The organism is Paraperlucidibaca baekdonensis, assembly GCF_003387535.1.
Lineage (GTDB): Bacteria > Pseudomonadota > Gammaproteobacteria > Pseudomonadales > Moraxellaceae > Perlucidibaca > Perlucidibaca baekdonensis.
In genome coordinates this window covers 23,333-44,085 of the sequence record NZ_QUNR01000001.1, presented here as the reverse complement: position 1 = coordinate 44,085, position 20,753 = coordinate 23,333, and the positions used below count along the sequence as shown (strand labels likewise).

Below are 20,753 nucleotides of genomic sequence, written 5' to 3'. Positions count from 1 at the left end.
CGTTAGCCAAGTGCTCGCAAGAGGTTAGAGAGCTTGGGATCTGGGCGTTTGGCGGGGCGGTACAGCAGCACGAGCTTGCCAATAGTCTGCGCAATTTCCGAGGCGGTAGTGCGCGCAATCTCGGCAATGACTTCGCTTCGTGCCTCGCGATCATCGCCGCCTACGCGAACTTTAATGAGTTCGTGATCTTCTAAGCGCGCATCAATCTCCGCCAGTACGGCCTCGGTTAAGCCATTGCCGCCGAGTTGCACAAGTGGGTTTAAGTGGTGGCCAATTTGGCGCAAACGTTTTTTCTCAGCGGGTGACAAGCTCACGGCAACCTCAGTGTTGGGGCGGTTTGCTGCGTAAAAGCAGGGCATAACGCGCCGAATTCTGGTAAAAAGACACTCTATTCTAGCGCTTTGTTGCCGCTAGTTCCTGTTTTTCTGTTGTTGTCTGCAGTGTTATCGGTGCCATGGCTACAAAAATTACCAATCGCAAACTCAGTGGCCGCAGCAAGATCTGGATGCAGGAGCATCTCGACGATCATTATGTGCAAAAAGCTTGGCAAGATGGTTACCGCTCACGCGCCAGCTACAAGCTTTTGGAGCTGCAGGAGAAAGATAAACTTATCCGGCCGGGCATGAATATTCTCGATCTGGGCTCGGCGCCAGGTAGCTGGTGCCAGGTCGCTGGGCGCTTGATGGATGGTCGCGGCAAAGTCATTGCCAGTGATATTTTGCCGATGGATGCGCTCCCTGATGTGACCTTCGTACTCGGCGACTTTCGCGAGCAGTCAGTCAGCGATGCCATCATGACGGAACTCAACGGCGAGCCGATGGACCTTGTAATTTGCGACATGGCCCCCAATATGAGTGGTAATACATCAGTAGACTTGCCGCGCGCCATGTATTTGTGTGAACTCGCCTTAGAGATGGCGGTGCAGGTGCTACGCCCGAAAGGCACGTTTGTGGTGAAAGTCTTTCAGGGCGAGGGTTATGAAGAATATCGCCGTGCTATTTTGCAGCATTTCGCTGTGCTGAAGGCGCGTAAACCGGCGGCCTCGCGGGCGCGTTCGCGGGAAGTCTATTTAGTGGCGAGTGGTTTTCGCCCATAAGTGGTGGGCAGTCCATCACAGCCGGCAGCTCTGTGCTGCCACAACAAGGTCGGATGACCTGGAGGTTGCTTTGTGAATGATTTCGGCAAAAATATTGTGGTGTGGCTGCTGATCGCAGGGGCACTTGCCTATGTGTTTGGTAATTTTGGCCAAAAAGCACCCAGCCAAGCCATGAATTATAGTGATTTCGTGGCCGCGGTTGATGCCGGCGAAATTCAAAGCGTGCGTATCCAGCCCGACCTCATTACGGGTCAGCGCGCCAGCGGTCAGAAGTTTGAGACCGTGCGACCGCCTGCCGAAGACAAAGACCTTATCAACCAGCTTTTGCGTCAGAAAGTCACCGTGGTCGGTGCCGCGCCTGAGCAGCAAGGCATGTTGTCGCAGCTTTTAGTAGCAGCATTTCCTATCCTGCTGATGGTGGCGCTGTTTGTGTTTTTATCGCGCAAAATGGGCGGTGGCATGGGCGGCGGCGGTGGTCGCGGCAATCCTATGAGCTTTGGTAAATCACGTGCGCGCCAGCTTACCGAAGATCAAATCAAAGTGACCTTTGCCGACGTTGCCGGCTGCGATGAAGCCAAAGAAGAAGTCAGCGAAGTGGTTGAGTTCCTCCGCGACCCGGGTAAGTTTCAAAATCTGGGCGGTCGCATTCCGCGCGGCATTCTCATGGTTGGTCAACCCGGTACCGGTAAAACGCTGCTAGCGAAAGCCATTGCTGGTGAGGCGAAAGTGCCGTTTTTCAGCATCTCGGGCTCTGATTTCGTTGAGATGTTTGTCGGTGTCGGCGCCAGCCGCGTGCGCGATATGTTTGAGCAGGCCAAGAAGCAGGCGCCGTGCATTATTTTCATCGATGAGATCGATGCCGTGGGCCGTCATCGTGGTGCCGGCATGGGCGGCGGTCACGATGAGCGCGAGCAAACGCTGAACCAGCTCTTGGTCGAAATGGACGGCTTTGAAGGCAGCGAAGGTGTGATTGTTATTGCCGCCACCAACCGCCCCGATGTGCTCGACACTGCGCTCCTGCGTCCCGGTCGCTTTGACCGCCAAGTCGTGGTTGGTTTGCCTGATGTCCGTGGCCGCGAGCAAATTCTGCGCGTGCACATGCGCAAAATCCCCATGGGCAATGATGTCGTGCCAAATAACCTCGCGCGCAGCACACCCGGCTTCTCCGGCGCTGACCTGGCTAACTTGGTCAATGAGGCCGCGTTGTTTGCCGCGCGCAGCAACCTCAAGCAAGTCAGCATGAATGAGTTTGAGAAAGCCAAAGACAAAATCATGATGGGCGCTGAGCGCAAATCCATGGTTATGTCGGAAAAAGAGAAGCTCAACACCGCCTTCCACGAGGCCGGCCATGCCATTGTTGGTCGCTTGGTGCCTGAACATGATCCGGTCTACAAAGTGTCGATCATTCCGCGCGGTCGTGCGCTAGGCGTGACCATGTTTTTGCCCGAAGAAGATCGCTACTCCATGTCCAAGCGCGGTATTGAGGGCAATATCTGCTCGCTGTTTGGCGGCCGCATTGCCGAAGAGCTCACGCTCGGCTTTGAGGGGGTCACCACCGGTGCCAGCAATGACATTCAGCGTGCCACCGAATTGGCGCGCAATATGGTCACCAAATGGGGTTTATCCGAGAAGCTCGGCCCATTGCTCTATGAAGAAGATGAAGGCGAAGTATTTCTGGGCCGCTCGGTTACGCAGACCAAAAATGTCTCCAGTCAGACCGCCATTGAAATTGATATCGAAGTGCGCTCGGTGATTGATCGCTGCTATGCGCGCGCGCGCGAATTACTCGTTGATAATCGCGACATTCTCGATGCCATGTCTGAGGCCTTGATGAAGTATGAAACCATTGATGCGCCACAAATTGACGACCTGATGGCTCGCCGCGATGTGCGTCCGCCCAGCGGCTGGACAGACGATGACTCAAAAGGTGGCGGCGACACAGCGGCGACATCGAGCGAAAAAGACGAGTCCAATGGCTCGGCCACGCCAGCGCCTGATGCCATTTAACGCCATAGGCGCGACGTGGTGACGCATCTGTCGTGTGGCGGTCGTGTCTTAGATCTGACGCGGCCCGTTGTGATGGGGGTGCTCAATGTCACCCCCGACTCATTTTCAGATGGTGGTCGTTATAACGCCCTCGATGCAGCGCTTCATCACGCTGACAGCCTTTGTCATGCCGGTGCGCAGATCATCGATATTGGCGGTGAGAGCACGCGTCCAGGCGCTGCGCCGGTGTCGCCGCAAGAAGAGCTTGATCGTGTCATGCCGGTGTTGGAGGCAATTGGTCAGCGGCTCGATGTCATTATGTCACTCGATACGTCCTCGCCGACGCTAATGCGTGCTGGCGCGAAGGCTGGCGCCGGACTCATCAATGATGTGCGCGCGCTTCAGCGCCCGGGCGCGCTCGAGGCCGCCGCCGGCTCGGGACTGCCGGTATGCCTGATGCATATGCAGGGGCAGCCTGAAACCATGCAGCAGCAACCGCGCTACACCAATGTCTGTGATGAGATTATGGCCTTTTTGCGTGAGCGCGCCGCGGCGTGTCTTGGTGCCGGTATTGGTGCTGAGCGATTGCTCTTCGATCCGGGGTTTGGCTTTGGCAAAACACTGGCGCACAACCTTAGTTTGCTTAAACATTTCGAGCGCTTGCAGGCGCTTGGGGCGCCGCTAATGGTGGGTGTTTCACGCAAGTCCATGCTGGGTGATGTCTTGGGTGGTGCGCCTGTGCAGGCGCGCGGTGCGGCCGGCTTATCGGCGGCGGTCTTGGCGGTTGAGCGCGGCGCTCGTATCATTCGCACCCATGATGTGCGTGAAACTGTCGATGCCCTCGCGCTTTGGCAAGCACAATCTGCAGCAGACTAATTAAGGATAATAATGAGCAGAAAATATTTCGGTACCGACGGTGTGCGCGGGCTAGTTGGCCAGTATCCCATTACCCCAGAATTTGCTTTGAAGCTTGGTTGGGCTGCCGGGCGAGCCATGGCAGTCAAGGTCGACAACCCATCGGTTGTGGTCGGTAAGGATACGCGGTTGTCGGGCTATTTGTTTGAGTCGGCACTCGAAGCAGGCTTGTCCGCTGCCGGCGTTAGCGTGCGTTTACTGGGGCCTATTCCAACACCGGCGGTAGCGCATTTAACGCGTGCGTTTCATGCCAGCGCCGGCATTGTTATTTCCGCCTCACACAACCCCTATCACGATAATGGCATCAAATTTTTTGGCCCCGATGGCCGCAAGTTAGATGACGCTGTAGAGCTCAGCATTGAGTCATGGCTCGATCAAGACATGCGAATTGATAACCCCGACACATTGGGTAAGGTCACTCGCCAAGAGGATGCGCGTGGGCGTTATATCGAGTTTTGCAAATCCACGTTTCCCTATCATTTGTCATTGCGTGGCTTAACAATCGTTATCGATGGTGCCCATGGTGCGACCTATCACGTTGGGCCTGCGGTATTTGACGAATTAGGTGCACGCGTGATTCGCCATGCCTGCGAGCCTAATGGCCACAATATCAATGACGGCGTGGGGTCAACCCATCCAGAGTCATTGCAGCAGCGTGTGCTGGCAGAAAAAGCCGATCTCGGTATTGCCTTCGATGGTGATGGCGACCGCATTGTTATGGTTGATCATCGCGGTGAAGTCGTCGATGGCGATGAACTGCTCTATGTCATGGCTCGTGAACGCCAGCGCAGCGGAGCCTCCATTGGCGGCGTTGTCGGCACCTTGATGAGCAACTTCGGACTCGAAAAAGCCATTCAAGCCATGGGCGTTGAGTTTGTCCGTGCCAATGTCGGTGATCGCTATGTTATGGCCGCGCTCAATGAGCGCGGCTGGACGCTTGGCGGCGAGGCCTCCGGCCATATTGTCTGTCTCGATAAATCCAGCACCGGCGATGCCATTGTCGCCGCCTTGCAGGTGCTGAAAGCTATCGTTGAGAGCGGAAAGCCATTGGCCGAGCTAAAAGCTGGCATGAGTAAGTTTCCTCATGAGCTGATTAATGTGCGTTTAGCTGAGCGTGTTGATGTCATGAGTAAGCCGAGTGTTCAGTTGGCTATTGCCGATGCGGAGCAGCAGTTGGCCGGACAGGGCCGTGTTTTGTTGCGCGCCTCAGGTACTGAGCCAGTCATTCGCGTCATGGTCGAGGGTCAAAATGCCGCATTAGTTCAGGCTTTAGCAAAATCTCTTGCAGAGACTGTGCGCAACTGCTTGTAAGCCGTCGTCGGCTTCGCTAGTATTGCCGACCTTGCGAGGCCGGCCCCGGAGATACGGATATGCGTCGACCTTGGGTTGGTGGCAACTGGAAGATGAATGGTGTACGTGAGTCTAACGCCGCCTTGCTTGACGCACTGGCTGCGGCAGAGCATGTCGCGTCTGTTGATACAGCAGTTGCTGTGCCTGCGCCGTATTGGCAGCAATCGAGCGATGCCCTGCGTGATACTGCAGTTGCTGTGATGGCGCAGACTGTTTCGCCGCATGCTTCAGGCGCCTATACCGGCGACTGTTCGGTGGCAATGATGGAAGATTTCAAGCTCGCGGGTGCCTTAGTGGGGCATTCGGAGCGACGCCAGGGTGTTGGTGAGAATGACGCCTTGGTGGCCGCACAATTTGCCGCACTTCAGCGCGCAGGTTTGACTGCCGTGTTGTGTGTTGGCGAAACGCTGGCGGAGCGTGAGGCGGGCGACACGCTCGCCGTTGTATCGCGGCAGGTGCTAGCAGTTTTAGAGTTGATGGGTGCTGAGGCATTGGCATCGGGTGTGTTGGCATATGAGCCAGTGTGGGCCATCGGCACGGGCTTAACAGCAACACCTGAGCAAGCGCAGGCTGTGCATGCCTCATTGCGCGCTGTAGTTGCCGCCTTCGATGCGCCAGCAGCGCAAGCACTGCGTATTGTGTATGGCGGTAGTGTCAAAGCGGATAATGCGGCGGGCCTATTTGCTATGCCGGATATTGATGGGGCGTTGGTCGGAGGAGCATCCTTGTCGGCGCCAGAATTTTTAGCGATTTGCCGCGCAGCGGGTCAGGTCGCCTAACAAGGTTAATGGTCATGGAAACATTGGTGTTGGTTGTGCACATCATCGTGGCAGTGGTCATGATTGGCTTGATTTTGTTGCAGCAAGGTAAAGGCGCTGAAATGGGCGCATCCTTTGGTGCAGGCTCGTCGGGTACCGTTTTCGGTAGCTCGGGTTCAACAGGCTTTTTGACGAAGCTAACGGCTGCATTGGCGTTGGTCTTTTTTGTCACCAGTTTAGGTTTGGCCATATATGCCAAAAACCAATCGCGTGCATTAGCCACGTCATTGGCACCGAACTCACAAGCAATTCCGGGTCTGCCTGAATTGCCTGTGCAGCAAGCGCCTGCTGCTCCAGCAAACCCTGATTTGCCGGTCGCACCAGCGCAGTAAACTGCACGATTTATCGTGTCCCCGGTGGCGGGGTAAAACACCAATGCGGGAGTGGTGAAATTGGTATACACGCAGCCTTGAGGTGGCTGTGCCTTCGGGCGTGGGGGTTCAAGTCCCCCCTTCCGCACCAATTTAGCCGGATTTCTGAGCGATCAGATGATTCGGTGTAAATACCGGCGCTGCCGGTAGCGAAAGGGTTTGACAAGTCCGTGTCAGATCTCTATATTTCGCAACCTCTGATGCGGGGTGGAGCAGTCAGGTAGCTCGTCGGGCTCATAACCCGAAGGTCGTTGGTTCAAATCCAGCCCCCGCTACCACATTCGGACTTTGTTGAAAAAGCCCACCTAGAGTGGGCTTTTTTACAGGTCTTGCGGCAGGTGATCCCCGGTTCACCGGGCTGCCGTCAACGTGGGCATTGAGGCCCATTTTTTGTTTCTGACATGTGCAAACGCCTGCTCATAGGGCGCCGGGAGAGACGGGCACAATGGCCATCTCGAAGAAAATTGAAGAACTAACGCAATTGCTAGCGCCTGTGGTTGAGTCATGCGACTTTCAGCTGTGGGGTGTGGAGTTTTTTCAGCAAGGCAAGCACTCGGTACTGCGCGTATACATTGATACGGATCGCGAAGCCGGCGTAGGCATTGATGACTGTTCACGCGTGAGCCATCAAGTCAGTGGTGTGATGGATGTTGAAGATCCCATTGCCGGTGAGTACACGCTTGAGGTGTCATCGCCTGGTTGGGACCGCGCGCTGTTTAATCCCAGTCAGTATCCTGCCTACGTTGGTGAAGAGTTAAATGTGCGCTTAACCGCGCCGCTACAAGGCCGTCGCCGCTTCAAGGGCGTCATGCTGAGCAGCACAGATAGTACGGTGACATTGCAGGTTGATGGCATCGCGTATGAAATTCCGTTTGTTAGTATCGATAAGTCAAATATCGTTCCGAACTTTTGATAGAACACGAATAAGCAGGGCCCATCATGAGTAAAGAAATCCTGTTGGTTGTGGATTCGGTCAGCAACGAAAAAGGCGTGAGCCGCGAAGTTATCTTTCAAGCATTGGAAGAGGCATTAGCCGCGGCGACCGTGAAGCGCTTCGACAATGACGAAATTAACATTCGTGTGGCGATTGATCGTCGCAGCGGCGAATACGAAACCTTTCGTTTTTGGGAAGTCGTTGCCGACGAAGACCACGAAATTCCAGCTATGCAATTGGCCATTAGTGATGTCGAAGAAAAGGGCTTAGCCCTTGGCGATATCGTTGAAGAGAAAATTGCTTCGGAAGCGTTTGGTCGCATTGCCGCACAAACAGCGAAGCAAGTGATCGTGCAGAAAGTGCGCGAAGCCGAGCGCGCGTTGGTGGTTGATGCCTATCGTGACCGGGTTGGCGAAATCCTCTCGGGTATCGTGAAAAAGACCACACGCGATGGCTTGATCATTGATTTAGGTGCTAACGCAGAAGCGTATTTGGCGCGCGAAGAGATGTTGCCGCGTGAATCGTTCCGCATGGGCGATCGGTTGCGTGCCGTGTTGTTTGATGTCAATGCCGAAGGTCGTGGTGCGCAATTACTCATGTCGCGTACGCGTCCAGAAATGATCATCGAGCTATTTCGTATAGAAGTGCCAGAAATTGGTGAGGAAATTATCTCGATCCGTGCAGCTGCGCGTGACCCTGGTGTGCGCGCTAAGTTGGCGGTGAAAAGCAACGACCATCGCATTGATCCGCAAGGCGCTTGTATCGGCATGCGTGGTTCGCGTGTGCAAGCCGTTTCGGGTGAGCTGGGCGGCGAGCGTGTTGATATTGTGCTTTGGGACGATAACCCCGCGCAGTTTGTCATCAATGCGCTGCAGCCGGCTGAAGTGGCATCCATTGTGGTCGATGAAGACAACCACACCATGGACGTAGCCGTTGAAGAAGATCAGTTGGCGATGGCCATTGGTCGCGGCGGCCAAAATGTTCGGCTCGCCTCGGAGCTCAGCGGCTGGCGTCTGAATGTCATGACATTAGAAGACGCGCAAGCCAAGCAAGAAAACGAAGCGCAACATTTTATTGATGCGTTCATGAGTGACCTGGGCGTGGATGAAGACATCGCCATCATCTTGGTCAATGAAGGCTTCACCTCGCTCGAAGAAGTGGCCTATGTGCCGCTCGAAGAGCTGCAGTCCATCGAAGAGTTTGATGATGAGCTGGTTGATGTGCTGCGCCAGCGCGCCAAAGATGCGCTGCTTACGAAAGCCTTAGTGTCTGAAGAGGGCGCTCGCGAGCCAGCCGATGACTTATTAGCGATGGAAGGCATGGATCGCAAGCTCGCGTTTTCGCTGGCTGCACGCGGCATTGTCACCATGGAAGATTTGGCTGAGCAGGCCATTGACGACATCAATGATATCGACGGCCTCGACGACGATATTGCTGCCCAATTGATCATGAAGGCGCGTGAGCCCTGGTTTCAATAAGCCGGGCCACCTTCTCAGAACCGGAGTAAACGCCCCATGGCTGAAGTCACCGTTAAAGAATTAGCCGACACCGTCGGTCGTCCTGTTGAGACGTTGCTCGCACAAATGGGCGAAGCCGGTCTCAACCATAAAAAAGCCACCGACGCTGTCTCCGATAGCGAAAAGCAGCAGCTGCTTGCGCACCTCAAGCGTGCCCATGGCGAGCAGGCCGGTGAGCCGCGCAAGATTACTTTGCAGCGCAAAACCGTTAGCACATTGAAAACCTCAGCTGCTACCGGTGGTCGCGCCAAGACTGTCAACGTTGAAGTGCGCAAAACTCGCACGTACGTGAAGCGTTCGGTGCTCGAAGAGCAGGAAGATAAAGTGCGCGAAGCCGAAGAGGCTAAGCGTCTTGAGGCTGAGGCTGCTGTCCGCCAGGCGGAAGAAGCTAAGCAAGCCGCCATTGATGCAGAAAAGCGCGCTGCTGAAGATGCGCGTGTGGCAGCCGCTGAAGAAGAGGCACGCAAAGCCGCAGAAGAGGCACGCAAGCAATTAGGCAATGAGCCTAAGGATTCGCGCAAGTTGAGCGTGCCGAAAGTGGACGTGAAGCGATTAGAGACGCCGGAAGAGAAGGCGCGTCGCGAAGAAGAGGCTGCTAAAGCACGTGCGGCCGACGAAGTGCGCAAGCGTCAAGAAGACGTTGTGCGTCGCGAAGCAGAAGAGAAAGCACGCGAAAAAACGCTTGAGCAAGCGCAAAAAATTGCTGCCGAGCTCGCTGTGCGTAAAGAGGATGGTACAGCCGCTGCACCAACCGATGCGCCGTTAGCGCGTGGTTTGGTCGGTGTCGCCTACGAGGACTCATTTGCCCGTGAAGATCGTGAGATCAAGCGTGGCGGTGGTACCAATGCTCGCGGTGGTAAGAAAGGTCCTAAGAAGCGTGAAGAGCAGGCTTTCCGCCAGACGCCACGCACGCTGACCAGCGCGTTATCGAAAAAACATGGCTTTGAAAAGCCGGTGGAGAAACAGGTGTACGAAGTTGCCATCGGAGAAAATATTGTTGTCAGCGATCTCGCGCAAAAAATGGCGCGCAAATCGCGTGATGTGATTCGTGTGCTCATGAAAATGGGCGAAATGGTGAATGAAAGCCAAAGTATTGATCAAGCAACCGCGGCTTTAGTGGTTGAAGAGATGGGTCATACCGCCGTGTTTGTCAGTGACAACGCGCTTGAAGACTCGCTGATGGATTCGATTGTAGATCATGGCGATGATGCGCCGCGCGCACCCGTTGTGACCATTATGGGTCACGTGGATCACGGTAAAACATCGCTGCTTGATGCTATTCGTCGTGCCAAAGTGGCCGCTGGCGAAGTTGGCGGTATTACTCAGCATATCGGTGCTTACCACGTAGAAACACCTCGCGGCATGGTGACGTTTTTAGATACCCCGGGTCATGCGGCCTTCACGGCCATGCGCTCGCGCGGTGCGAAAGCCACCGATATCGTGATTTTGGTGGTTGCGGCCGATGATGGCGTGATGCCGCAAACGGCTGAAGCGATCGATCATGCGCGTGCGGCAAACGTGCCGCTGATTGTTGCCATTAACAAAATGGACAAAGAGTCAGCCGATCCTGATCGTGTGCAAAATGAGCTGTCGGCGAAAGGTGTTGTGCCCGAGGATTGGGGTGGCGACACGCAAATCGTCAAGCTCTCAGCCCATAGCGGCGATGGCATTGATAACCTGTTAGACGCGATTTTGCTGCAAGCCGAAGTGCTTGAGCTGCGCGCCTCAACAAAAGGTGCGGCACAGGGTGTGGTCATTGAGTCGCGTATCGATAAAGGTCGCGGTGCGGTAGCCACCTTGCTGGTGCAAAAAGGCACGCTGAAAAAAGGCGACTTGGTGCTGGCCGGCACCATGTATGGCCGCGCCCGCGCCTTGACTGATGAAAATGGCAAGCTGGTAAAAGCCGTTGGCCCATCGATGCCGGTTGAGATCTTGGGTCTTCCTGAAGCGCCGGGTGCTGGCGATGAGTTCTTGGTCGTGGCCGATGAGCGCAAGGCACGCGAAGTGGCGGAGTTCCGTTTAGCTCGCGATCGCCAAGTGCGCATGGACATGCAGCAAGCCATGAAGCTGGAAAATGTGTTTGCCAATATGGGCAAAAAAGAAGCGGCCAGCGTCAATATCGTCTTGAAAGCCGATGTGCGTGGCTCGCTAGAGGCGTTAACTGCCGCGCTGCATGACTTGGGCACCGACGAAGTGGTGGTGAAAATCGTCAGCTCGGGTGTCGGCGCGATTGCCGAATCGGATGTCACACTGGCCGAGTCTACTGGTTCGGTGGTGCTTGGCTTCAATGTGCGAGCCGACAACGGTGCCCGTGCGAAATGCCAAAACGATGGCATCGACCTGCGCTATTACAGCATCATTTATGAGTTGCTCGATGATGTGAAAGCCGCGATGTCTGGTCTGTTGTCGCCAGAGCGTCGTGAAAACATTGTCGGTATGGCTGAGGTTCGTGAGGTATTCCATTCCTCGAAATTTGGTCATGCTGCGGGTTGCATGGTGCTTGAGGGTAGCCTGTTCCGGAACAAACCCATCCGTGTCTTACGTGAAGACGTGGTGGTGTTCCAGGGTGAGCTCGAGTCATTGCGCCGCTATAAAGATGACGTACCTGAAGTTCGTCATGGTATGGAATGCGGTCTTGCCGTTCGCGGTTACAAAGACATCCAAGCCGGTGACAAAATCGAAGTCTACGAAATCCAAATTATCAAGCGCAGCTTGTAAGGCAGGACGATTCAGTGAGTCAACGCACGCAACGCTTAGGCGACCAAGTTCAGCGCGATATCTCCGATTTGATTCGCCAGCGCTTGCGTGACCCGCGCTTAGGTATGGTCACGGTGTCGGCAGTGAAAGTCAGCCCCGACATGGGCTATGCCGATATTTACGTGACGATTTTGGGCAAGACGCTAGACGAAGCGCCCGATGAGGGCATTGGCATATTGAATGCCGCGGCGGGTGTCTTGCGTGGTGAGCTAGGTCGCGGCTTGCGCACGCGCATCGTGCCGCACCTACGCTTTCACCACGACACGGTAACATCGCGCGGTAATCGTATGGCGGATCTGATCACGCAAGCGGTCAATGCCGATGCAAAAAATGCCAGTGGCACGGACGCAAGCGCTGAAGCTGCCTCCGACGACAGCCGCGACTAAGCGCGAGAGCCGATGAGTAAACCGCGCCGCCCACGCCGCCCTATCGATGGTATTTTGCTGCTCGATAAACCCATTGGCATGACATCAAATCAAATTCTGCAATGGGTAAAGCATCGCTATCAGGCCGATAAAGCCGGTCATACGGGCAGCCTTGATCCCTTAGCGACCGGTGTTTTGCCGATCTGTTTGGGCGAGGCCACCAAGTACTCGCATTATCTGCTTGATGCCGATAAAACCTATGTCACCCGCCTCAAGTTGGGCGAGAAAACCACTACCTCCGATGCCGAGGGCGAGATTATTGCTCGCGCGGTCGTACCTGCGATCACCACCGATGATTTAGAGACGGTACTGCAGCAGTTCCGCGGTGATATCTTGCAAGTGCCCTCGATGTTTTCTGCGCTCAAGCGCGATGGCCGTCCGCTCTATGAGTTAGCGCGTGCCGGCATTGAGGTTGAGCGAGCAGCGCGTCCGGTCAGCATTTATCGCTTGGTTTGTACGGCGATCGAGCTGCCGTATGTCGAGCTAGAAGTTTCCTGCTCAAAGGGCACGTATATTCGCAATTTAGTAGAAGATATTGGCGATGTGCTTGGGTGTGGCGCGCATGTCGTGGCACTGCGTCGCACACAGGCTGGGCCATTTACGCTTCAGCAGAGCGTCACGCGAGAGCAAATTGCCGATGCAGAGCCACAAGGCTTTCCTGCCTTAGACGTGTTTTTATTGCCGGCGTGGGCCGGTCTCGCCGATTGGCCGCGAGTGGAGTTGAGCGAAACTTCAGCGTATTATCTGCGCCACGGCAATCCCGTACAGGCTTCAGGCCTGCCGCGTGATGGTCAGTCGGTGCTGATTTTTGAAATACAAGATGATGGTCAGCCCGACATGTTTTTAGGCATAGGCAGTCAAGATGATGATGGTCTGCTTGCCCCGAAACGCTTAGTGCGCGTCAACACGTCGCAGTAAGTCACCACACATGCCCATAGGGCGTGTCAGCGCGGACTGAAGAAAGGCTCGGTCTGTCGTTGTTTTATGGCCTTTCAGAGGAGAAAACCCATGGCCCTGACAGTTCAGGACAAGGCTGCCATCGTAGCGCAGCATGCTCGTGCCCCCGGCGATACCGGCTCATGTGAAGTCCAAGTGGCTTTGCTGTCGGCCCAGATCAATGATCTGCAGCCACACTTTAAGGCGCACAAGCATGATCACCATTCGCGCCGCGGTCTCATCCGCATGGTGAACCAACGCCGTACGCTGCTCGATTACCTCAAACGTAAAGACAGCAGCCGCTATGTTGCGCTCATCCAAGTATTGGGTCTGCGTCGCTAAGCGTGTAAGGAATGGGGAGCGGTTCGCCGCTCCTTATTTTTTAATCAGTGTGTCATCGGAGAGGCTTCTAACACCTGCGATGCTTAAGGCATGGCAACTGTTAGGGGCCTCCAATGACAAATTAGTCAGCACGGTACGCATAGGGCGTACTGATTGAGGAATATATGTTCAATATCGTAAGCAAAACCTTTCAGTTCGGCGCACAGAGCGTCACATTAGAAACCGGCCGCGTGGCGCGTCAAGCGTCGTCTGTAGTGGTCACCATGGGCGGTGTGCAAGTGCTCGTGGCAGTGGTTGGCGCGAAAAAGCCAAAGCCTGGTCAGGGCTTTTTCCCATTAACTGTGAACTATCAAGAAAAAACTTACGCGGCCGGTAAAATTCCCGGCGGTTACTTCAAGCGTGAAGGCCGTCCCACAGAAAAAGAAACGCTCACCTCGCGTTTGATCGATCGTCCTATTCGTCCTTTGTTTCCTGAAGGCTTCGTCAATGAAGTGCAGGTCACCGCGACAGTAATTTCTTCTGACAAACAGCAAGACTCCGATATTGCCGCGTTAATCGGCACCTCGGCGGCCTTGGCTATTTCTGGCTTGCCGTTCAATGGTCCAATCGGTGCCGCTCGCGTGGGCTATATCGACGACGAGTACGTCTTAAACCCCAGCTTCGAGCAAATGAAAGCATCCGATCTCGATCTCGTGGTGGCCGGTACGCAAGCCGCGGTCTTGATGGTGGAGTCAGAGGCCAAAGAGCTGAGCGAAGATCAGATGCTCGGCGCGGTCTTGTTTGGTCACGATGAAATGCAAGTGGTGGTCTCGGCAATCAATGAGTTCGCCGCAGAAGTCGGTACCGCTAAGTGGGATGTTGCCGCTGCCGTGGTCAATACCGCACTGCAAGATGCCATGAAGTCTGCTTTTGGCGCGCAGGTCTCAGACGCCTACACCGTTCGTGTAAAGCAAGATCGTTACGCGCGTTTGGATGAGATTAAGCAAGCTGTGTTGGCGCAATTTGCCCCAGAAGACGGCGAGCAAAGTGCTGAAGAAGTGCTGGAGCTGTTCGACGACTTAAAGTATCGCGCTGTCCGCGACAACATCCTCAGTGGCAAGCCACGTATCGATGGTCGCGACACGAAAACCGTGCGTGCCCTCGACATTCAAGTTGATGTGCTGGAACGCGCGCATGGCTCAGCGCTGTTTACGCGTGGCGAAACTCAAGCTTTGGTCACGACCACGCTTGGCGGTACCCGCGATTGCATGATGGTCGATGCGCTGGAGGGTACCTACACCGACAACTTCATGCTGCATTACAACTTCCCATCCTACTCAGTGGGCGAGACGGGCCGCGAGTCTGGTCCAAAGCGTCGCGAAATCGGCCATGGTCGTTTGGCGCGTCGTGGTGTGCACCCCATGCTGCCCGCAGCTGATAAATTCCCGTATGCCATTCGCGTGGTGTCAGATATCACTGAATCGAACGGCTCATCCTCGATGGCCTCGATCTGCGGTGCCTCTTTGGCGCTGATGGCCGCTGGTGTGCCGATGAAGGCCCCTGTCGCGGGTATCGCTATGGGTCTGGTGAAAGAGGGCGATCGTTTCGCCGTGCTGACCGATATTCTGGGTGATGAAGATCACCTCGGTGATATGGACTTTAAAGTGGCTGGTTCCGCCAATGGCGTGACCGCACTGCAAATGGACATCAAGATCGAAGGCATTACTGAGGAGATCATGGAAGTCGCGTTGGGCCAGGCTCATGAAGCGCGACAAACCATCCTCACGCAAATGAATGAGGTGTTATCGGCCTCGCGCGCAGAAGTCAGCCTGCACGCACCAACCTACACCACGATCCAAATCAGCACCGACAAAATCCGTGACGTCATCGGTAAAGGCGGTGCGACTATTCGTGGTATCTGTGAGCAAACCAAAGCCACCATCGATATCGATGACTCAGGTTTGGTGCGCATTTACGGCGAAACCAAAGCGGCTACGCAAGCTGCCTTGGCGCGCGTGCAAGAAGTCACTGCGGAAGTTGAAGTCGGTACTGTTTACGATGGCACCGTGGCGCGCATCGTCGACTTTGGTGCGTTTGTGAACATTTTGCCGGGCACCGATGGCCTCGTGCACATTTCACAAATCGCCCATGAGCGCGTGGAAAATGTCAGCGATCATTTGACCGAAGGCCAAGTCGTGAAAGTGAAGGTGCTCGATGTTGATCAACGTGGCCGCATCAAGCTATCCATGAAAGAGCTTATCGAGTCCTAAGCAATATGGCTGTCGGGGCAGGGATGACCCGACAGCTGTTGGCTTGTGGGCCGCTGATGCAAGAAAACTAGGGGAAATCATAATCTCTACTTTCATGCTATCAGCCCATAGTGTTATCTTTCGTAAGTCCTAATGGCTTCGAATGAAACGCGCGTGGCGCACGAAAACAAAAATGCCCGCGAGCGATAATAATAATTTCCTATAAGGAGAACGACATGGGTGGCTTCCGCCAACTCCGTCTTGGTTTTGCAGGTATCGTTATTGGCTCGTCAGTTTTGCTGTCTGCTTGTGACCCTATTGCCTTTGTGAGTAACCAAGCCCTCCGATTCGTCGAGAGAAATCTCGTCCCTCCCATGCTGCAAGATAATGACGTGCGTATGGCCTGCCAATCTGGTGTGGCAACGGCGCCATTAATCATGGCAACTGAAAACCTCGGTGCAGATGCCAATCAGCTCGGCACCTTGCTCTACACTACCGCGGGTTTGTGCGCTGAGATTGACGCTACCGAAGCAGAACTTCGCTACCTGCGTGCTGCGCGCGCCGGAAACGTTGAAGAGGCTCAGGATGCGCGTATTTCCCAAAAGCGCTTTGCTGAACTCGCCGCACGTCGTCAGCTCCTGGCGTATCAGCGCTTTGTGACCTACTACGAGAAGCGTTACGACATTGAAATTGGCGAGCAATGCACTGATTTCTACAAAGATTTCGATGAGTTTGTCTACATGCTCGGTTTAGTTACCGGTTTGCAAGCGGTGCTCAACGACATCGTTGCGCAACAAGTGGTTGGCGTGCCGTTAGATATCGCCGCGAAAGCTGAGCGTGCGTTTACCTGTTTGGACAACAAAAAATGGTGGGGCGTACCGCTAGCAGCTCGCGCTGTGGTGTGGAATGTCTTGCCTGGTGCTGATGAAGGCAAAGATCCATGGGGTGCACTGAATGCCTCGATGGCATTGGGTGAGGAAGCTGGTGTTCGCCTGCCGCATGCCATGTATGCATTGTCAGCTGCTGGCAAAGATGATCAAGCGCGTCTACGCGATGCCATTCGCCGTTTTGCCAATGTTAAAGAGGGCTTCAAGCCTAACGTTGATTATCGCTTAGCCGATAGCATTGCCGGCCTTTTGATTACCACGCTATCCGACCGTATGTGGACCGAGGGCGCGGGTACACGCACGCCATCGGGCATGCTCGGCAAGTTCTGGGATGAAAAAGCTGAGCGCGCTGAAGGTATCGACATCTCAGACCTTCTGTGAACTTCACCGACTGCCAGGCGTTAAGCGTTTGGCAGTCGTGTTGACTATTTTTGACGTATTTCGAGGGTATAACTCATGAAAAAGATGAAAAATCTGGCCGCTGCGGCCGTGACAGTGCTCGCTGCATCTGTCTCAGCGCAAGCATCAGCCGATAACAAAATCTGCGTGTTTGACATTCTTGGCGCGCAAGGCGACGCCTACGGCTTGATGAAAGACTATGCCATTTCGGCAACGAAAATGGGCGCAGCCGTTGAACTCAAGGCCTATACCGATGAGCGCACCGCTGCTGAAGACTTCAAGGCTGGACAGTGCGATGGCGTCATGTTGACGGGTATGCGTGGTCGTCAGTTTAATAAATTTACTGGCTCACTCGATTCTATCGGTGCCATTCCTTCCTATGCAGTCATGGAAAAAGCCATCTCGACGCTGGCAAACCCGGCACTCTCAGGCAAGATGGTCGAAGGTAAGTTCGAAGTCGCTGGTGTGGCGCCAGCAGGAGCTGCTTATTTGTTCGTGAAAAGCCGCTCGATTAATCATGTCGACAAATTAGCCGGCAAGAAAATTGCGATTTTCGATTACGACAAATCACAAGCCAAAATGGTGCAAAAGGTTGGCGCACAGCCCGTCTCATCGGACATCAGCAACTTTGCGGCCAAGTTTAACAACAATGCGGTTGATATCATTGCGGCACCAGCCATGGCGTATAAGCCTCTCGAGCTTTACAAAGGGCTTGGCAATGACGGCGCTATTGTGCGCTTCCCTATTGCTCAGCTGACCTTTCAGCTGATCATCAACAAGGACAAGTTCCCCGCTGGCTTCGGCTTAGCGTCGCGTAAGTATTGGGATAGCCAATACAATCGTTCGATGCGATTGATTTCAAAGGCAGAGAAGGATGTGCCGGGCACCGCGTGGATGGACCTGCCTAGCGATGAAAAGTTGGGCTATGTTGTTCTGCTGCGTGATGCACGCATTAGCTTGACGAAAGAGGGTATCTACGACCCGCTCATGATGAAATTGCTGAAGAAGACACGCTGCTCAATCGAGAGTGGTAATGCTGAGTGCACACAAAACCTAGAATAAGTCACAGCGACTGTGATGGTTGGCGGCGAGCATACGTGCTCGCCGCTATTTCAAATCAAGGAAGTCTATAATGAATAATAAGCCCGTCTTCCTGAACCGTAGTCTTTCGGAATGGTTTTCCAGTCTACCGGTTCTGGCGCTTCTGTTACTGACACTGATTATTGGCACGGGTGAAATGCTCCATGGCCAATTGCTGCGCTTTGGTGAGCGTACGTTTGGTGATCCCACCACAAATGTTCAATATTTCATGCTGCGCGCCGATCCCGTGCGTCCTGCATGTGACCCCAATAAAGACATCGATGCAGCCGTTCAAGCAAAGCTAAACGCGCCGGTATCTGATGACCCGCTCGATATGCTGTTTGCTGATGCGCCACAAGATCCCGAGGCAATTCGCTCCTCGCTGGAAGCGGCTAAGGCATTATGTATCGAGAAAAACGATATTTATGAGCGAGTTGTTCAGAATATCACGCCAGAGCTGAAGGCCTTCCGCGCCGTAGAAACTGGCTTCTTCGGTATTTTCAAATTTGGTACGGAAAATCGCCCGCTCATTCTATTGGCCATGTTTGCGATTGCCGCCATTACCACAACGCTTGGTGTGCACCACATCAACTTGCGCCCCCCGAAAACGCAGAAAGATTTTTTCGTCTATAACACGGCGATGGTTGTCGCCAATGTCATTCTGGCCTTTAGTTCGTGGTACTACTACACCAAAGTCTTGCTCGCTTCAGGCATTCCTGTAGATAAACCGCTGCTGAATTACATATTTATTACGCTGTTTGTCACGCTGGCTGTTATTAGCGCGGTACGTTTACTGCGTCCGCCGCAGAGCGCGCCTGCAGGCGGCAATTTTGGCATGAGTTTGTTGACCATTCCGCTGTTTGCCTTTATGGCGATGACTTCAGCAGCAACGTTTTTTGCTGATCAGCATTGGGCAGGTATTGCCATTTATCTCGGCCAACTCTTGGAATACTCCGGTATTTTCTTGAACTTAGCGCTTTATATTTGGGCCGGTATGTTGCTTAAGCAAACCCGTGTCGTCACGCTATTTATGGATATTGTGCGGCCGTGGAAGCTAAGCCCAGAGGCATTAACCTGGGTTATCTTGTTGGCTGCTGCTATTCCTACCGCCTACACCGGTGCCTCAGGTATTTTCGTGATCGCAGCTGGTGCGATTGTCTATAAGGAAGTGTATTCCGCTGGTGGTCGTCGTCAAATGGCGCTGGCAGCGGCAGCAATGTCCGGCTCCATGGGTGTCGTGTTACGCCCCTGCCTATTGATCGTGTTGATTGCTGCGCTCAATAAGCAGGTCACCACCAACGAGCTCTATGGTTGGGGCGTTGGCGTATTCATGATCACTTCAACGCTGTTCCTGCTCTTTGCCATGCTGGTGAAAGAGGACTCAACAGGTCGTGAGCGTGCGGTTTTTACCACCGCATTGCGTGAGTCTGCGCGTGCTCTAGTGCCTGTGTCGCCCTATATCGTCATCACCTTGTTGGTAGTCTATGGCTATAAGTTCTTGCTAGATGCTCAGCTCGACGAGTTCACTGCGCCGGTAATGCTGCCTGTGATCATGCTCTTTATCGTGATCTTCGACAAAATCCGTCGCGAGCCTAAAGCGCAAGCGGTGGCCGTCAATCCTGAAGCTGAGCGTCGCTTAAACCTTGAGCAGGCTGTGCGTTATGCGACCAACGAAACCATTGGCCACATTGGTGCCCTGATTATGCTGATGGCATTGTCAGTGTCTGTTGGTGGTGTGATCGAGCATTCCGGTATCATGGAAAGCGTCCCTGCCGATATGGGCAGTATCTGGGTCACCCTGACCATCCTGATGTTTATGATGGTATTTATCGGCATGATCATGGATCCATTCGGGGCGGTGATTTTGGTGTCTGCTACGGTGGCGCCAATCGCCTACTCAAATGGCATCAACCCCATCCACTTTTGGATGATCGTGTTGGCTGCCTTTGAGCTAGGTTACTTATCACCGCCAGTCGCGTTGAACCAGTTGCTAACTCGCATGGTGGTAGGTGAGGAAGAAATGGATGCAGCAGATGCTGAGGTCCGTCATAAGTCCTTCTACTATCGTTATGAGCGCTGGATTCTGCCGGTCGTTGTGATGTTCTCGGGCTTGCTCATCGTTGTCTACGGTGGTCAAAACCTAGTGATGCATGGCCTCGAATGGCAAGAAGCTATTGGTAATATGATGCGAAGCCTGTTCGGCTAAGCATCACCCACAAAAAAGCCGGCGATTGCCGGCTTTTTTGTATCTGCGATAACGCTAGTTGCGTTAACGCGGGTGCATCAAATAGCTGCTAAGCGACTTGCACTGGAATAGCATTGGCGCTGTGGCTAACACTATTGTCTTCATTGCAATACACCAAGCGTGGCTTGAAGGCGGCAAGTTCTTCTTCAGTAAACTGAGCATAGGTGCAAATAATCACGCGATCACCGGGCTGGGCTTTATGTGCCGCAGCACCATTGACTGAAATCATGCCAGAGCCTGATTCAGCGCGAATAGCATACGTTGTGAAGCGCTGACCGTTAGCCACGTTGTAAATTTGGATCTGCTCGTATTCACGAATACCTGAGAGGTCGAGCAAATCGCCATCGATTGCGCATGAGCCTTCATAGTCGAGTTCGGCATGTGTCACACAGGCACGATGTAACTTGGCTTTCAGCATGATGCATTGCATGGGCGTTTACCTCCGCACAGCAGCAAAAAAACAAGCA

General features: G+C 54.1%; 18 protein-coding genes and 2 tRNA genes. 18 read left to right on the top strand and 2 right to left on the bottom strand.

All coding sequences use genetic code 11. The annotated features are described in order from the left end of the window. Nucleotides 1-2 precede the first annotated feature (2 nt). Nucleotides 3-314: a ribosome assembly RNA-binding protein YhbY gene (gene yhbY / locus DFR26_RS00205; RefSeq protein ID WP_245952974.1), complete on the bottom strand. Its 312-nt coding sequence runs from the start codon at nt 312-314 to the stop codon at nt 3-5. 140 nt (nt 315-454) lie between these two features. Between yhbY and rlmE the strand changes: the two genes are divergently transcribed. The 18 genes from rlmE (at nt 455) to DFR26_RS00115 (ending at nt 20,247) form a co-directional block, all read left to right on the top strand. Next, nucleotides 455-1,096: a 23S rRNA (uridine(2552)-2'-O)-methyltransferase RlmE gene (gene rlmE, locus DFR26_RS00200; RefSeq protein WP_116206942.1), complete on the top strand. Its 642-nt coding sequence runs from the start codon at nt 455-457 to the stop codon at nt 1,094-1,096. 72 nt (nt 1,097-1,168) lie between these two features. Then, entirely contained in the window at nt 1,169-3,103 is a 1,935-nt protein-coding gene (gene ftsH, locus DFR26_RS00195) for an ATP-dependent zinc metalloprotease FtsH (RefSeq protein WP_116206941.1), read from the top strand. An 18-nt stretch (nt 3,104-3,121) separates the two neighbouring features. Continuing rightward, the gene (gene folP / locus DFR26_RS00190; RefSeq protein ID WP_245952973.1) at nt 3,122-3,958 is read left to right on the top strand and encodes a dihydropteroate synthase; all 837 of its coding nucleotides are present in this window, start codon (nt 3,122-3,124) and stop codon (nt 3,956-3,958) included. 12 nt (nt 3,959-3,970) lie between these two features. Then, nucleotides 3,971-5,308: a phosphoglucosamine mutase gene (glmM, locus tag DFR26_RS00185; protein ID WP_116206940.1), complete on the top strand. Its 1,338-nt coding sequence runs from the start codon at nt 3,971-3,973 to the stop codon at nt 5,306-5,308. A 59-nt stretch (nt 5,309-5,367) separates the two neighbouring features. Next, nucleotides 5,368-6,126, top strand: a complete 759-nt coding sequence (gene tpiA, locus DFR26_RS00180) for a triose-phosphate isomerase (protein ID WP_116206939.1) — start codon at nt 5,368-5,370, stop codon at nt 6,124-6,126. Nucleotides 6,127-6,140: 14 nt separating this feature from the next. After that, entirely contained in the window at nt 6,141-6,497 is a 357-nt protein-coding gene (secG, locus tag DFR26_RS00175; protein ID WP_116207594.1) for a preprotein translocase subunit SecG, read from the top strand. 45 nt (nt 6,498-6,542) lie between these two features. Continuing rightward, nucleotides 6,543-6,627 (top strand) — tRNA-Leu (locus DFR26_RS00170). A gap of 110 nt (nt 6,628-6,737) precedes the next feature. Next, nucleotides 6,738-6,814, top strand: a tRNA-Met gene (locus tag DFR26_RS00165). Between the two features lie 167 nt (nt 6,815-6,981). Further along, nucleotides 6,982-7,449 (top strand): ribosome maturation factor RimP, encoded by a 468-nt coding sequence (rimP, locus tag DFR26_RS00160; protein ID WP_116206938.1) that lies wholly within the window; start codon nt 6,982-6,984, stop codon nt 7,447-7,449. A gap of 26 nt (nt 7,450-7,475) precedes the next feature. Beyond that, a complete protein-coding gene (gene nusA, locus DFR26_RS00155; RefSeq protein ID WP_116206937.1) occupies nt 7,476-8,948 on the top strand; it encodes a transcription termination factor NusA in 1,473 nt (490 codons plus the stop codon). Nucleotides 8,949-8,984: 36 nt separating this feature from the next. Beyond that, entirely contained in the window at nt 8,985-11,705 is a 2,721-nt protein-coding gene (infB, locus tag DFR26_RS00150; protein ID WP_116206936.1) for a translation initiation factor IF-2, read from the top strand. 14 nt (nt 11,706-11,719) lie between these two features. After that, nucleotides 11,720-12,130: a 30S ribosome-binding factor RbfA gene (gene rbfA / locus DFR26_RS00145; protein ID WP_116206935.1), complete on the top strand. Its 411-nt coding sequence runs from the start codon at nt 11,720-11,722 to the stop codon at nt 12,128-12,130. A gap of 12 nt (nt 12,131-12,142) precedes the next feature. Then, a complete protein-coding gene (gene truB, locus DFR26_RS00140; protein WP_116206934.1) occupies nt 12,143-13,087 on the top strand; it encodes a tRNA pseudouridine(55) synthase TruB in 945 nt (314 codons plus the stop codon). A gap of 90 nt (nt 13,088-13,177) precedes the next feature. Further along, nucleotides 13,178-13,447, top strand: coding sequence for a 30S ribosomal protein S15 (gene rpsO / locus DFR26_RS00135; RefSeq protein WP_116206933.1), 270 nt, complete (start codon nt 13,178-13,180; stop codon nt 13,445-13,447). 164 nt (nt 13,448-13,611) lie between these two features. Next, nucleotides 13,612-15,696 carry a polyribonucleotide nucleotidyltransferase gene (gene pnp, locus DFR26_RS00130; protein WP_116206932.1) on the top strand — a complete coding sequence of 695 codons (2,085 nt, stop codon included), beginning with the start codon at nt 13,612-13,614 and terminating at the stop codon, nt 15,694-15,696. A gap of 215 nt (nt 15,697-15,911) precedes the next feature. After that, a complete protein-coding gene (locus DFR26_RS00125) occupies nt 15,912-16,943 on the top strand; it encodes a hypothetical protein (RefSeq protein WP_116206931.1) in 1,032 nt (343 codons plus the stop codon). 84 nt (nt 16,944-17,027) lie between these two features. After that, on the top strand, nt 17,028-18,023 hold the full coding sequence (locus DFR26_RS00120) for a putative solute-binding protein (RefSeq protein WP_425453343.1): 996 nt from the start codon (nt 17,028-17,030) through the stop codon (nt 18,021-18,023). Nucleotides 18,024-18,093: 70 nt separating this feature from the next. Further along, on the top strand, nt 18,094-20,247 hold the full coding sequence (locus tag DFR26_RS00115; protein WP_116206929.1) for a TRAP transporter large permease subunit: 2,154 nt from the start codon (nt 18,094-18,096) through the stop codon (nt 20,245-20,247). 88 nt (nt 20,248-20,335) lie between these two features. Here DFR26_RS00115 and panD read toward each other — a convergent pair whose 3' ends face one another. Further along, nucleotides 20,336-20,716, bottom strand: a complete 381-nt coding sequence (gene panD / locus DFR26_RS00110) for an aspartate 1-decarboxylase (RefSeq protein WP_116206928.1) — start codon at nt 20,714-20,716, stop codon at nt 20,336-20,338. Nucleotides 20,717-20,753: the final 37 nt, after the last annotated feature.

Coding starts and splice junctions, on each gene's coding strand:
- rlmE (WP_116206942.1), top strand. CDS start 455: ATGGCTACAAAAATTACCAATCGCAAACTCAGTGGCCGCAGCAAGATC.
- glmM (WP_116206940.1), top strand. CDS start 3,971: ATGAGCAGAAAATATTTCGGTACCGACGGTGTGCGCGGGCTAGTTGGC.
- tpiA (WP_116206939.1), top strand. CDS start 5,368: ATGCGTCGACCTTGGGTTGGTGGCAACTGGAAGATGAATGGTGTACGT.
- secG (WP_116207594.1), top strand. CDS start 6,141: ATGGAAACATTGGTGTTGGTTGTGCACATCATCGTGGCAGTGGTCATG.
- rimP (WP_116206938.1), top strand. CDS start 6,982: ATGGCCATCTCGAAGAAAATTGAAGAACTAACGCAATTGCTAGCGCCT.
- nusA (WP_116206937.1), top strand. CDS start 7,476: ATGAGTAAAGAAATCCTGTTGGTTGTGGATTCGGTCAGCAACGAAAAA.
- infB (WP_116206936.1), top strand. CDS start 8,985: ATGGCTGAAGTCACCGTTAAAGAATTAGCCGACACCGTCGGTCGTCCT.
- truB (WP_116206934.1), top strand. CDS start 12,143: ATGAGTAAACCGCGCCGCCCACGCCGCCCTATCGATGGTATTTTGCTG.
- rpsO (WP_116206933.1), top strand. CDS start 13,178: ATGGCCCTGACAGTTCAGGACAAGGCTGCCATCGTAGCGCAGCATGCT.
- pnp (WP_116206932.1), top strand. CDS start 13,612: ATGTTCAATATCGTAAGCAAAACCTTTCAGTTCGGCGCACAGAGCGTC.
- DFR26_RS00125 (WP_116206931.1), top strand. CDS start 15,912: ATGGGTGGCTTCCGCCAACTCCGTCTTGGTTTTGCAGGTATCGTTATT.
- DFR26_RS00120 (WP_425453343.1), top strand. CDS start 17,028: ATGAAAAATCTGGCCGCTGCGGCCGTGACAGTGCTCGCTGCATCTGTC.
- DFR26_RS00115 (WP_116206929.1), top strand. CDS start 18,094: ATGAATAATAAGCCCGTCTTCCTGAACCGTAGTCTTTCGGAATGGTTT.
- panD (WP_116206928.1), bottom strand. CDS start 20,716: ATGCAATGCATCATGCTGAAAGCCAAGTTACATCGTGCCTGTGTGACA.